This window comes from Bradyrhizobium sp. P2_E8 (genome assembly GCF_056403875.1).
Map to the genome: position 1 here is coordinate 1 of NZ_JBFUES010000085.1, position 13367 is coordinate 13367.

General features: G+C 60.5%; 12 protein-coding genes. 6 read left to right on the forward strand and 6 right to left on the reverse strand.

Annotated features, from left to right (window positions below; all coding sequences use genetic code 11):
• The first annotated feature begins 468 nt into the window (after nt 1-468).
• Nucleotides 469-888, forward strand: a complete 420-nt coding sequence (locus tag AC1D00_RS07310) for a hypothetical protein (RefSeq protein WP_209312155.1) — start codon at nt 469-471, stop codon at nt 886-888.
• A gap of 733 nt (nt 889-1621) precedes the next feature.
• Here AC1D00_RS07310 and AC1D00_RS07315 read toward each other — a convergent pair.
• From AC1D00_RS07315 to AC1D00_RS07340, 6 genes are all read right to left on the reverse strand, one after another.
• Nucleotides 1622-2383 (reverse strand): outer membrane protein, encoded by a 762-nt coding sequence (locus AC1D00_RS07315; RefSeq protein ID WP_477010198.1) that lies wholly within the window; start codon nt 2381-2383, stop codon nt 1622-1624.
• A gap of 1106 nt (nt 2384-3489) precedes the next feature.
• Nucleotides 3490-3954: a phasin family protein gene (locus AC1D00_RS07320; protein WP_477010199.1), complete on the reverse strand. Its 465-nt coding sequence runs from the start codon at nt 3952-3954 to the stop codon at nt 3490-3492.
• 375 nt (nt 3955-4329) lie between these two features.
• On the reverse strand, nt 4330-5520 hold the full coding sequence (locus tag AC1D00_RS07325; protein WP_477010205.1) for an extracellular catalytic domain type 1 short-chain-length polyhydroxyalkanoate depolymerase: 1191 nt from the start codon (nt 5518-5520) through the stop codon (nt 4330-4332).
• Between the two features lie 3 nt (nt 5521-5523).
• Nucleotides 5524-5943 (reverse strand): CopG family transcriptional regulator, encoded by a 420-nt coding sequence (locus AC1D00_RS07330; RefSeq protein WP_027544978.1) that lies wholly within the window; start codon nt 5941-5943, stop codon nt 5524-5526.
• 485 nt (nt 5944-6428) lie between these two features.
• Nucleotides 6429-7580 (reverse strand): NAD(P)/FAD-dependent oxidoreductase, encoded by a 1152-nt coding sequence (locus AC1D00_RS07335; RefSeq protein WP_167771449.1) that lies wholly within the window; start codon nt 7578-7580, stop codon nt 6429-6431.
• A gap of 108 nt (nt 7581-7688) precedes the next feature.
• Entirely contained in the window at nt 7689-9194 is a 1506-nt protein-coding gene (locus tag AC1D00_RS07340; protein WP_477010200.1) for an FAD-dependent oxidoreductase, read from the reverse strand.
• 198 nt (nt 9195-9392) lie between these two features.
• Between AC1D00_RS07340 and AC1D00_RS07345 the strand changes: the two genes are divergently transcribed.
• From AC1D00_RS07345 to AC1D00_RS07365, 5 genes are all read left to right on the forward strand, one after another.
• Complete coding sequence (locus AC1D00_RS07345) at nt 9393-9908, forward strand: YciE/YciF ferroxidase family protein (protein ID WP_477010201.1); 516 nt, start codon at nt 9393-9395, stop codon at nt 9906-9908.
• An 80-nt stretch (nt 9909-9988) separates the two neighbouring features.
• Complete coding sequence (locus AC1D00_RS07350; protein ID WP_477010202.1) at nt 9989-10504, forward strand: inorganic diphosphatase; 516 nt, start codon at nt 9989-9991, stop codon at nt 10502-10504.
• Nucleotides 10505-11261: 757 nt separating this feature from the next.
• Nucleotides 11262-11471, forward strand: a complete 210-nt coding sequence (locus AC1D00_RS07355) for a hypothetical protein (RefSeq protein ID WP_135178290.1) — start codon at nt 11262-11264, stop codon at nt 11469-11471.
• 131 nt (nt 11472-11602) lie between these two features.
• On the forward strand, nt 11603-12736 hold the full coding sequence (locus tag AC1D00_RS07360) for a glycosyltransferase family 4 protein (RefSeq protein ID WP_477010203.1): 1134 nt from the start codon (nt 11603-11605) through the stop codon (nt 12734-12736).
• A 387-nt stretch (nt 12737-13123) separates the two neighbouring features.
• Nucleotides 13124-13367: PRC-barrel domain-containing protein (locus AC1D00_RS07365; protein ID WP_477010204.1), on the forward strand; the 244-nt coding region annotated here is incomplete at its 3' end.

Consider the following 13367-nt stretch of genomic DNA (forward strand, 5'->3'; position numbering starts at 1 on the left):
GCGTTGGCATCGACGACGCCGATGTCACACACGGTCCCGTGCTCAATCGTGCGAGCATGGTTATCGATGCCGCGATCAACGGGCAGGGTATCGCTCTTGCTCGCACGACACTGGCGGCTTGGGATCTGATCAACGGTCGGCTGGTGTTGCCTGTCCTGGAGTCGTTGCCGCTGTCCAAGAGCTATTGGATAGTCGCCCTAAAGCGTCCGCGTCGCTGCCAAAGATTGACACCTTTCGCGACTGGCTGCTCGCGGAGGCGCCGAACGACCTACGCCAGCTCAAATCGCTCGGGGCCTCGAAGCCAAAGGGGCGGTAAAGCTGTCGTACCGCTTCTGCGCGATGACGCGCGGTACGATCTTGAGCAGGGGAACTCAGTCACTCGTCCAATGTTGGCGCGCTCTCACAGCGTCAGGAACAGAAGGCCCCATACTTTTGTTCTATCGTTCAGATTCAACGATGGAGAGGGCTATGACCACTACCAGGCTTATGATCTTGGGCGCGGTGCTCGCCTTCAGCACCAGCTCGGTGCTTGCCGGCCCCTGCAACACGGCAAGTCGCGATGCAGGATCAGGGAGCGTCCCGGGCTATACCGGACAAACCACCGGATCCACGGCAACTGATTCCAAGGAACATCCGCCGACATCTTCGATGAGCAAAGTCACGGAGCATACCGCAACATCGTCGGAAGACGCGCAGCGCCAGATGCAGAGCCAGCCTACCGCTGCCGAGCAATCAACGGCGACCCAACCCGCACCCTCCGCGCAGTCACCGGATAGGACGGCAGGCACGATCGAGCAGACACGCCCCGCGCCCACTGAACAATCAAAGAAGGCAACGGCTGGCGCGGCCGAGCCGGCACCGTCCCAGAAAAAGGCGGCGGACTGCTAGAAGCCCGGGAATAATACTTTGAATGGCGAGCGTACCGAGGGCTGGCCGAACGCTTAGCCCTCGACTAGCCCCGTCCCAAATCGAGCATGAACAATTCGACAAAGTTCGTGCACTCGAGAGAGCTTCATCTGCGCTGGTTGTCTGGGCCAGTGTCGATGCTTTCCACCCATGGCCCCGAGCAGGTGCCGTCACCATGTCGGCTGTCTGCGGGAGACCGGACATCGTGTGATGTCGGGGAACGATCGCTGTCTGTCTGCTTTCGGGGGGTGGACCAGATGCCGACCGCCTTTCCGCGAAAAGAGTATCAGTAGAGGATATGCCAGCGCGAGAATGAAGATCGCGTCGAACAAGTAGATCGTGAATCCTCGACCGAACGACGCTCGGGCCCCGAAGGTAAACTCTCGCGCGTTGGAGAACAGCATTGGCAGGTTGAGAAGGGGCGAGATGAAGTGACTGACCCAACTATCTCCGCAGGTGAAGCTTTGATGCTCCTCGGTCAAACTGCACCCGATAGTTTCCAGTATGGGATAAGCGATAAGCTCCAAGGGGCTACAACAACGGCAACTCCCACGATGCATAAGCAAAGCAGGCTTAGCCGAGGCGAATGCTGGCTTAACAGCGGCGAGCTGAGAAGGGATGACTGGCCTGTAGGTGTTCCTCATTTCGAGCCTCCCAAAGCAGAAGGCCAGCTCAAAGAGCCGGCCTTTACTTTTATTGATATTGATGAAGCTTATCAGTACCTGGCGATCGACGGGCCACCCCAACGGTAGTTCACGCGGACGAGGGCCATATCGACGTCCTGGCTGACGCGTTCGGTCTGAACGAACGCGCCGGCGAAGTTGAAGTCGACGTTACGATCGCCAAGGAAGATGTGATTGTACTCGACGCCCACCGACCAGTTCGGGGCGAAGCCAAATTCGACACCCGCGCCGACCGTTCCACCCCAGCGGGTGTCGCGGGCCGAACCGAAGACAGTGCCTGCACCCACGAATCCTGGCGCGACGATGAGGTCGTATTTGTCGTCGACTACGGCGGCACCACCCTTCACGTAGAACAAAACGTTATTCCAGGAGTAGCCGATCTGGCCGGTAATCAGGCCGAACGCATCGATCCGCGTACGGTTCTGCTGACCTGGAGCAGTCGGGCTGATGTTGTTTCCGCTGAAGTCAGCCCAGTTGCCTTGGCCTTCCACGCCAAACACCCAATTGCTGGACTGCCAGCGGTAGCCGACCTGACCACCGATCGTGCCGCCCGATGAGTCATGACAGCCGTCGTCAACCAGCGTGCCGACGACCGGCGTGACGAAGTCCCAGCAATTGCGGCTCGTACCCCAGCCGCCGTTGATGCCGATGTAGAAGCCGCTCCAGTCGTAGATGGCGGCGACCATCGGCGGCGGAGCCTTGGTATAGGGACGTGCAGCGAAATCCGCCGCACTGGCGGGAGCCGCCAGACCCAGAGCTAATGTTCCGGCCGCGGCCGCGATAAGTTTCTTCATTCCAGTCTCCCCAGAGATAACGAGTTCATTGAATCGGCGTGTTTGCCCACCTGCCGATCAACGGTACGTCGGTCCCGCGTACGTTGCTGTAGCTGGCTTGCCACACCGGGGGTCAAAGGCGGGATGGAGATTCTTCATTTTCATTAAGTTGTTGGGAACTAAAATCCCGTTGGCGTGCACATCGAGCGAATGCGGCGCCAAATCTTTCCTTCAATATCAAAACCTGGCCTGCTCGCTCTTCACATCCAATACAACGGCCTCGTCAATGGCTCGCCTATTACCGAATTACCGCAGAGGGCCGCATTGCTTGGAGCGGATAACGGTACAACTCACGAGCAACATGCGCTCTCCCTCGCAGAAGCTTAGGGACATTCTGCCGTTAGGTCAGCGCGTCTGTATTTTCCGAATCGACAGTTCATGGTCGCTCAGCCACGCGCCACGTTCAGGGGTGTAGGAGTGAGCCAGTTTCTGTCGACGCTTCTGCTAGTTACCGCGGTAGTTTTGACCGTCTGCTTTGGAGTGGCGGCGTGGCGCCTCTCTGACGAGAAGGACATCGACGTCACTGGCCAAATTCCGCGCCAGTCCTATGGCTGGAAACCGACGTCGAGGAATTGAGCGGGCCGCACCGCACGCGGCGCGAACAGCGTGAGGAAGCTTGCGTTGTGGCCGTCCAAGATGCGCGTGCACGGACGGTCGCTGTAGCGCACTCCTGGCCGATCGAAGCAAACGACGCGATGTTGTGGGCTAGGCGGTCGATCAAACTGCTTAGGACGAGATTTCGATCATGTGCCGCTCCGGACCACGCAAGGCGCGGCGGCATTGCCCCATTCGCACTCGGTAAAGACGCCGATCGGCGGATGATTTCGCTCCGCTGCCACACGAAACGCGATGTTGCCGAGGATCAGAACGACGAGTCCGGCCAAAAGATCAGCAGCACAGATTCGGTTGTGCTATGTTCGCGATGGCGGGTATTACCTCGGATCAGCGGCGCCGAGCCCGCTACATTCCGCTCCCTCGTTGTGAGCGGCGCTCCCCAGCCGAAAGCAAGCAATCGGCGCGTGCGTGATCCGCATTTGCGTCCATCCTTTGCCGCAGCAGGTTTGCAGTTATCGTTCCGGCAGAGCCGTGAGCTCTCGGGGCGGCTTGATGCGCCAGTACGGATATGCCGCCAGTTCGTTCGATTGCTGCCCGAACATATCGACCCGTCTGCTTGTAAACTCCGTAATGACGCCGAAAAATTCAGTTGGTGACCTGATCGTCGCAAGTCTCAGGCCGAATTCAAAAGCAAATTGCGCGTTGGCCCCGGCTATCTCAAGAAGCTTCGCTTGATACGCCTGCATGTTTGCCGTCGCCAAAGCAAAGCCTTTCGTTGGATCGCTATCGGTCATGCTCTGACTGAGGTCATCTGGTAAGGCATCCACCCGAGGCTCAATGATAGGAACCTCGTRKTTAGGATCATCATGAAGCTCAGGCGGGCTTCTAACAATGGCCTGCTTGTTCCGTTGGGCCCGCGCGGCCATTTTCGGATTGCGGGCGCGCTTTGGCGCTGTCGCCGGTTTGCGTTTGCTCATCTGACGCTCCAAGAAATGGGGRGGCGACCACAACGGTCATTTCTGARAGGACAACAGGCTTTGTGACGTGGCGTTCCAAACCGTGCGTTRYTGGAGTCCCGCATGAACTGAGATCATTGCACGTTCTGCGATGCCGCCGATGATTTTAGGTAGCAACTCCAACCAACGAACGTCTAACTGGCGATCTTCCTGACCTATGTTCAACGGGCCGAACGTTGCCGAGAGGATGATCSCAAACGCCCGGTGATCTAWGCGACCTGTTTCTCGCCCGTCGCGCCCCGCGCTGGCGGATAGAGGCCGGCTTCGGCGACGCCAAGCTGATCAGGAAACTCGGCGATGTGCTCGAGGACAACCTGAGCGCCCAGTGAAGCCAGAYTACCCACCGAGCGAATGCTCGAGGAAGAAGCGCAGCATTTCCCTCGTCGCATCCGGCCCTTGCGGATCAGTGTAGGACCCGGCGGGGCTGCCGCCTGACCACGCGTGTCCGGCGCCATCGATGTTCCAGTGTTCGGAAATCGCCCGACCGGCCCCGTCGATCAGGATGGTGCGAGTATAGGCATGGCCGTGGGGTACGCGTCCGCGAAGTACCTTCGTCGTCGGMCTCGTTGCCCTGGCGGACTGCTCGATAATCTGATCGCCATTCTTCGGATGCACCGTAGTGTCGCGATCGCCATGGAAAACGATGGTCGGTACRGAAGTTTTGCCGTCCGCAACTGCCTTGGAGCCGCCTCCCTGCCGCATGGCTGCGAACGCGGAGGGAAGATCGCTCGCGGCTCCACACGCGAGGCCTGAATGAATACCGAYGGCCGCGTACAGGTCGCTATACGTTGCGCCCATGATGGCGGCAGCGGCCCCGCCGGCCGACAGACCYGCGACGTATACGCGCTTCGGATCGATCACATGGTCGCGCATGATCTGGCGGGTAATGCCGGCGATCATCGAGGGCTCGCCCCCGCCGCGGCGCTGGTCGCCCGTGCGAAACCAGTTCCAGCACTTCGACTGGTTGGCTCCGCTCGGCTGCTCAGGATAGACCACGAAGCAATTCTGCTCTTCTGCCAGGAAGTTCATTCGGGTGCCGGCCGCGAAATCGTCCGGCGACTGGGTGCAGCCGTGAAGCATGACGATCAGGGGAAGCCGTTGTCCCTGACAGCGGCTTGGGATGAACAGCTTGTAGGTCCGGCTTCCTGCGGCGTTACTGAAGGTACCGGCGATAAACCGTGTGCCCTCGGGCACGATGTCCGATGGGGACAGAGGAGCGCGCGTGATCGGACTTCGCAGGCCGAGCCCGGAAAAATCCCGCATGCCGTCGAGCGGTAGGGAGCGTCTGCGTCCCTGTGCAGAGCGGATCGGCGCAATCTGCGGAGCTTCCCGCTCCTCGACGACGTTGGCCGTGGCGTCGATGGTAAGCGGATCGAGCCGCGGGAGCCGAGCCTGAGAGGCGCTGCGCGACTCCGGCGTTGGAGCGCTACCGCCCTGGAGCATGCGCTGCAGCAGCGCGGTGGCCTCGACCAGTTGGCCGGCACGCGTGAGGCGGGTTGCTTCGCGGACTATGTCTTGATTCAGCATCGTTCACCTCGTTCTGTCGGCGAGAGCGGCCTTGACCGCGGGAGTGGCGTGAAGGGCCCCCAGCACCGAGACCGACGCGATTGTGGCGCGAGCCAACTCGGGAGTGACGTCCTGGGCGATGGTGGCTAAGCCCAAAACATTGATCTGCAGCATCTCGCCGGCGCGCCGCGCCGCTTCGAGATCCTCGCGAGTGTAGTTGCGCAGGCCGAGGTCCAGGTTCTTCCGGGCCGTGGACTGTCTGACGACCTCTACGTGTCGCTCGAGCTGGTTCCGGATTGCTGTCCGGATGAAATCGGTCCGGTTCGAATAGAACCCTTCCTGCACCATAAGATCGACATGACCGAGGTCGACGTAGCCAAGGTTGATCGTGATCTTCTCGGTGTCGGGGGACTTGGATCGCAGCTCGTGCACATTAGCGGCCATAGAGAACCATCCATCCATCTGCCATCCCACTGGATGGTATAGGGATGTTATCTAGATGCTCCGGGACGCCTTTCAAGGGGGGATGGTGCCATCCAATGACCTTGGACGAGCAGCTCGCGCAAGGCGGGGCGTCACGTCGAGAGCGGTCACCGCATCGTGGAGGGCAAGAAATTCCTGGCGAAACTCGCCTCCGATCATCGCAAGCCCAATGGCCAGCTCGTTCAAAGGCTTCAAACGAAAACAGGTCCGTCGTGCTCCCACGCCGGGGCACACCAAAATCGAGAGCACCGTCCGGTACCGGGGAATTGAGGTCGATGATGCACTCGCAATAGCAGAGCAGGTCGATGTCCGAACTATCATCGGCGTCTTGACCGCGTTTTTCAACTTTTCGGACTAGCGCTCGCCTTTCTGCGCGATGTGGTCCGGGAGACCCCACTGCCGTCGCTCCTCGTCGCCTTCATGCTTGGCTATCTGATAGCGCGTCGTTAGCTGGGGAGATCGCGGTCGAGCGCAAGAACGTCGAGCAGGGGCGAAGAGCCTCCTGAAAGCAGCGTGCACAGCAGTTCCGCCGCGAGGAAGCTAAAGGTAATCCCGTTGCCGCCATAGCCGAAAGCGGCAAGGATATTCCTGTAGCCGGGCACAGCGCCAATTAGCGGCAACCCGTCACGGGTGGTATCGAACGCGCCGGACCAGTTGAAGGCCAGCTCGGTGGATGCGCGGGGCCAAAGCGCATTCAAGCGCTCCTTGAGCGCTTTTACCTTTGCCGGCGTCGCGGCAGCGCGAGCTTCAGGATCGATGATTGCATCATCGTCCTCGCCGCCAAAGATGGCGCGGCCATCCGGCGTAGTGCGCGCATAGTGATAATTGCGGGTCGCTTCCCAGATCAGCGCTTGCTCGGGCCACAGAGCGTTCGGCTGCCGTCGGGTCGCGATTGCCCAGCTGGAGGCCGGCTGGTGCGATGTGGAGCCTACGATACCCGGCATCACATAGCCGGTCGCGAGCACCACGTGGTGCGCTTCGATCGAAAGCCCGTTTTCCAGGCCGACGGTCACAGTTGACGCCGCGCTGTCGTACGTAACCGCGTTGGCCTTCAGGAGGCGGGCGCCGCGCTGAAGAGAGACCTCAAGCAGGCCACGTGTGAGCTGTACCGGATCGGCGTCGGCTGCGTCCCTTGACAAAAGGGCGCCCGCCCGCGCGATTCCAAACCGGTTGAGCAGCTCGGCATGATCGAGAAACAGTGTCGGCAGATCAGCGCGGCTCCTCAGCGCATATTCATCCCGAACAACCTTCGGGCTGTCATCGACGGCCAGATAGAGAGAAAGGCGTGGCCGCATCTGGCACGCAATTCCGTGACGTGCGACCAGGGACAAAAGGCCCTGCGCGGCATGGTGGCTGGCCCGATAGCAGCGGACGGCTTTCTCGAAGTTATAGAGCTGCGCGAGTTCAAAGAGAGGACGGTCGGTCTCCCAGAGCAGCATCGCGGTGCTCGCAACTGTACTGCCGAGGCTGGGAAGCTCGCGATCGATGATGACCACCTGATAGCCTTGTCGTGTCAGGCGTTCGGCCACCAGAGCGCCGGTTATGCCGGCGCCGATGACCAGAGCCTGGCAACGAAAGCTGTCGGCGATAGCCTCCATTGGTGGCGGAGGCAGGGCTGCCCAAGGTGTGCGGGAGCTGCGCAAATCATCTTGCTCGATGTCTTCGTCCTTGAAGATGAAACTCTCCTGAGCATGGAACCAGTTTCGCTAGACTTTCACGGGTCGCAAGGCAGCCACGGCTGGCGCATTGATCGGTTGTCCGTTTGGCGCAAAGATCGAGCCGTGGCATGGACAGTCCCAGCAGGTCTCGAAGCTGTTCCAGTGCAGATGACAACCAATATGCGTGCAGCTTGCCGAATGAAGGTGCAGTTCGCCGGCCATGTCCCTGTAGGCGGCAATCTTTTCGAAGCCCCGCCGTAGGATGGCGCCCCCACCCGGCTCAATCTTCTCAAGGGAGGCAATTTCACCCGGTGCCACATACTCGGCAAGGTTTTGTAGGATGGTCAGGTTCTCGCGCAGGAAATTCCTGGCGGCCGCAAGTGGTGTGCGGCCAGGCGCATATACGGCACTCCAGGGGTTGTGCTCGCCGAGAATGAGGGACGTGTTCAGCATCGCGCCCATCACGCCATGGGTCAGCCCCTGACCCGAATCCCCCATCGCGAGGTAGATGCGTTCGCTGCCAGGCTCGCAGCCGATGAAGCCGGCATAGTCAATGGTGTCGAGAACCTGGCCGGACCAGCGGTGTGTGATCCTGCCAAGGGCAGGGATCAATTCGCGCGCCCAGCTCTCCAATTTGGCAAAGCGCTTCTCGGCGTCATTTGCTTCGCCGCTCTTGTGGTCTTCGCCGCCGATAAGGACGACGTCATGCTCGTCGGAACCTGGTTGCAGCCGCACATAGTGATAGGGATCCTCGGTATCCCAATAAAGCGCGTCGGGGAATTCGCTCCGTGCGATCGCGAAAGCAAGCACGTAGGTGCGGTAGGGAGCGACTTTGGAATGCAGTTGATAGCGGTCGGCAATTGAGGCGTTGGTCGCGATCACGGCGTTACCGGCCGTGATCTGTCCTTGTGCGGTTCGCAGCGTAACCGCGCCATCCCCTTGCGCAACCTCTTCGACCGGACTGTTAGCGAAGAAGCGGACGCCGTGGGTCTGGCAAACTGCGGCTACGCCGGCGAGATATTTGAGCGGGTGGAAGGTCGCCTGGCGCGGATAGCGAAGCACATGACGGTTCTCACATCCCTTGAGTGGAACGCCGACCAGCCGATGGACGGGCGCACCGACTTCGCGCACCGCTTCCAGCTCCTCATCGAGCACATCGGCCGGCATGCCGTGGCCCTGAAAGAGATACCCATCGAGACGCCGAAAGTCACAGGCGATGGTTTCGCTCGCCTGAATTTCCTCGATACGGTCGACGGCCGCCGCCTGACTTTCGTAGAACAGCTTTGCGATTTCCGGGCCACGCAGCTTCCTGAATTCACTCATCAAATCATCGCAAAGCGGCGCAAGATGCGCCGAGGTGCGCGCCGTCATGCCGCTCGCGATGCCCTTACGGTCGATGACAATCACCGACCGATCAAGCTTGGAGAGCTCGTAGGCGGTCGACAGGCCGGCAATCCCCGAGCCGACAACAGCTACATCGCAATGCACATCACCTTTGAGCGTACTCGCCTCCGGCAATATCTCGGTATCCATCCATAGCGAGGTGCTGACCATGCAAGACTCCGCAAAAAAGCAAAACACCGGCTTGATGCTAGAGTTCCTTCTTGCCACGCGGCCGGCCGCCGCAACCCCGTTCCCGTGCAGCGAGATTCGTCAATCCCGAAGACGCGAGGGGTGGTCCTTGGGCGGACCCGCGGAGGAACAAGGTTCGCAAGCGCGCGTTCCCATGCTTTAAGAACGAGGAGCGAAGCCATGGGATTCTTCACGAAAGACATCAAGACAATGGATGACCTGCTGCTACACGGCTTGCAGGACATTTATTACGCCGAGCAGCAGATCATAAAGGCGCTCCCGAAAATGATCGAGAAGGCCACCAACCGCGATCTGGTAGCTGGCCTCAAGAACCATTTGGAAGAAACCAACAAGCAGATCGAGCGTCTCGAAAAGGCTTTTGAGAAGCTAGGCAAGGGGCCGAGCGGCACGCAATGTCCCGCTATCGATGGTCTGATCAAGGAAGCGAATGAGACGGCTGGCGAGATCGAAGATAAGACGGTGCTTGACGCGGCGATCGTCGCGAACGCGCAGGCCGTCGAGCATTACGAGATATGCCGTTAMGGTACGCTGCTTGCCTGGGCGGAAGAACTTGGCCACGACGATATCGTGCGCTTTTTGACCACAAATCTTAACGAAGAGAAGGCGGCGAATACCAAGCTCAATACCGTCGCACTGCGCAAGGGCGTGAACAAGAAAGCGTCCACCGCCGCGTGATGTCAGCAGGGGGCCTGACCGACGCGACTTCGTCGGGCCCGTCCCCGTTGCCGGTGCGAAATGCGTGATTGACTGTTGCGATGACCGATCTGACGAAATTGCCAAGTTGGGCCGACGACGATAATATCTTCGCCGTCGTCGAAACGCCGCGGGGCAGCTCGTGCAAACTTGATTTCGATCCCAAGCTTGGTGTTTTTGCTCTGGCGAAGCCGCTGATGGCAGGTCTGATCTATCCCTACGACTGGGGCTTCATTCCCTCGACCAAAGCCGAGGACGGCGATCCGCTTGATGTGCTGATCTTGCATGACGCGCAGACCTATCCGGGCGTCGTGCTCCGCTGTCGCCCGGTCGGCATTCTCGAAGTCGAGCAAAAAAGCAAAGGCAAGAAAGAGCGAAACGACCGGGTGTTCGCCGTGCCTGACCGATCGCCGCTCGAAACGGATCTCAAGGATATTCGCAAGCTGCCGTCCCATGCGCGCGACGACCTTGAACAGTTCTTTCGAGCGACGAATGCGCTTGAGAACAAGGAGCTAAAGTTTCTCGGATGGCATGGTCCACGCCGGGCGGCTAAGGCAATCCGACGTCTGGCTCGTTAAAGGTGTAGGCTTGTTAGAGGTGTGGGCTTGCTGAACACAGTCGGATGCTTGTCGCAATCAGGGCTCGTTCGAACCCTTTGGGTGGTTCGCTTCTTTGGAAACGCGGAGCGCCGCGGCGCGCCTTTCATAGTCCTCAGCCAGCGCCTCGATCTTCGCGGCTGCATCTCGATCATTTATGGACGCAGCCAAACGCCGCAACGCCTCCTCAAGTAAGCGGGTACGTTCGTCCGGCATTTCTGCTTACCATGCAAACCCGCGACATGTTTCAGATCTTGAAGCGTAGTCGAAGTCGCCGCGAACGAACTCAGACCAAGAGCGCGGACCATCAGAGCCGACCTTGCAATCTTTTTGATCGAAACTCCTTTCACGTTGCTCGCGCCCCTCCGATAACGGAAAAAATAGGCGATGGTTGCTATCGGTGGGCGTGGGGGCGATGGGAGCTCGCCGCCAGGGCAGCGTCACTTGAAAGTGTCGAGCTCGAGCTCATGGAAGCCAAACCTTCCGAGACGCGGACGGGGATCGAGATGCCCCTTGTAGGCCGTCGGCTGCAGCGCCTGCGCCCCGCTTCTTGCCTGCCGAAGGTCCGGCCGAAGCCAACGCCTGCAGCGCCGTCGAGCCRCACGCGAACGGGCCAGAGCGAAGGCGCCCCGACCTTCTTGAGCCTTTACTCTGCCGAGCCCGCGACGACCGGGAAAAACTAGAAACTTTCCGAACTCTCTTGAGTTGCCAGCGATTGGTGCGGTCGCCGGAGGTGAAGATGGTCGACGAAGTCGCCTTGAAGAGGGCCGCGGAGACCGCCTGGACGGTGTACCGGGCGAGGCACTCCGACGTCGATCCACAGGACAGCCGTCGCTGCCTGCTCGAGCGCCACCTACAAAGGAGAGGGGAAGAGCGAGAGAGCGATTCCGAAGCACTCGCCAGCTACGGAATAGCCTACCTGCACGGGCTTCCCCAAGACGAGTGTTGATGGGGATGAAGATGCTCGTCGCGCGCGTGGTTCGCGGGAGCATAAGGCCCAGTTGGACGCTGCTTGCGATTTCATCCCTTGTTTCCGCGGGTATCGTGACGATCCTGCGGCTCATGTTCGGGGCCTAGCCGATGCGGATTGCCCAGCTCGCCCCGTTGGCCGAGAGCGTTCCTCCAAAGCTTTATGGGGGCACGGAGCGGGTGATCGCCTGGTTGGTGGACGAGCTGGTCGGCCTCGGACACGACGTCACCCTGTTCGCGAGCGGAGATTCGAAGACGAAAGGAAAGCTGCGCCCGGTGTGGCCGCGCGCACTGCGCCTGGGCCGGAGGGGCGCGGACCCGAACGCCGCCTGTGCGTTGCTGATAGAAGCCATTGCCGAGCGCGCGAGCGACTTCGACGTGATCCACTCCCACGTCGATTGGTTGCCACTTCCCGTGCTCAGCCGGACCCGGGTGCCTTTCCTCACGACGATGCACGGCCGCCTCGACTTTCCCGGTCTATCGAAGGTGATCGGGGCCTTTCCGAACGCGGGCTTTGTTTCGATTTCCGACAACCAGCGTCGGCCGCTTCCGGATGCGAACTGGATCGCGACGATTCGGCACGGCCTGCCCAAGGATCTGTTTCGGCCCTTTTACGACCATGGTTCGTACCTGGCTTTTCTCGGCCGGCTGACGGCGGACAAGGGACCGGAAGCCGCCATACGTATCGCGCGGGCCGCGCGGATGCCGCTGCGGATCGCCGCCAAGATACCTCGCGCGGAGACGGCCTACTTCAAGCAGAAGCTCGAACCGAACATCGATGGCGAAGAGGTCCGGCTTGTTGGCGAGGTGGACGAAGTCAGGAAGCAGCTCTTCCTCGCCGGGGCCGCCGCGCTGCTGTTTCCGATCAATTGGCCGGAGCCTTTCGGGCTCGTCATGATCGAAGCGATGGCGTGCGGGACGCCCGTCATCGCCTACCGCTCGGGCTCGGTGCCGGAAGTGGTGGAAGACGGCGTGACCGGCTTTATCGTCGAGAACGAGGAGCAGGCGATCGCGGCGGTGAACGACCTGGGCCGGCTGGACAGAAGAGCAGTCCGCGCCCGGTTCGAGGAGCGCTTCGCCGCGAGCCGGATGGCGGGGGAGTACGAGATCCGATATCGCGAGTTGGTCGCTCGCGGAGGTCGCGCAGCTGAGAGTGTTCAGATGCCTGGAGGAGACGAAGGATTCGCGAAGGGGGCAGCACAGTCTTCTCGACCCATCGGAACGGCTTCGGGCTCCGATCGTTGAGTTAGCGATCGAGGAGACACGCATGAAAACCATTATTTCCGCGACGGCAGCTTTCGTTCTGCTCGCAGCGACGGCGGCTCTTGCGGATGAGGCGTATCCTCCGCAGCCGCAGGTCCAGCCGGCAAGCGATTCCGGGAAGGAAGCGGGAGACTGTTCGAAGCAGGTTTGGCCGCATTTCTCGGAAGCTTGCCTCCGCTCCGACGGTAAGCGCATTCCCGTCCGGCTTGTAACCACCGAACGTCGGTAGCCCACGCCGGGGCCGCCGCGCTTATCGAATCCTTCGCGAGAGCACCGTTCTGAGCAGAGTCAATTCAGGAACAAGTGGCAGCCCCGGGCGTTGGCGCCGGCATCTGTACGGATGTTGGCTCACGTTGGAGGAGATAATCGATGAAAAGCTTTCTTGCCGTCGTTCTGCTTGGCACTGCTGTGATCGGCGGCGCTGCGTACGCGCAATCCACTCAGCCGGCCGAGCGCGCCGCGCCGGCGGCTACCCACCCAGCCGATGCGAAGATCGCGCTCAAGGGATATTGGCGCGCCTCGAAGCTCTTGGGCCTGAACGTCTACAACGAGGCCTACGAGAAGCTCGGCGACATCAACGAGCTGCTCGTCGACAAGAGTGGCAATATCAACG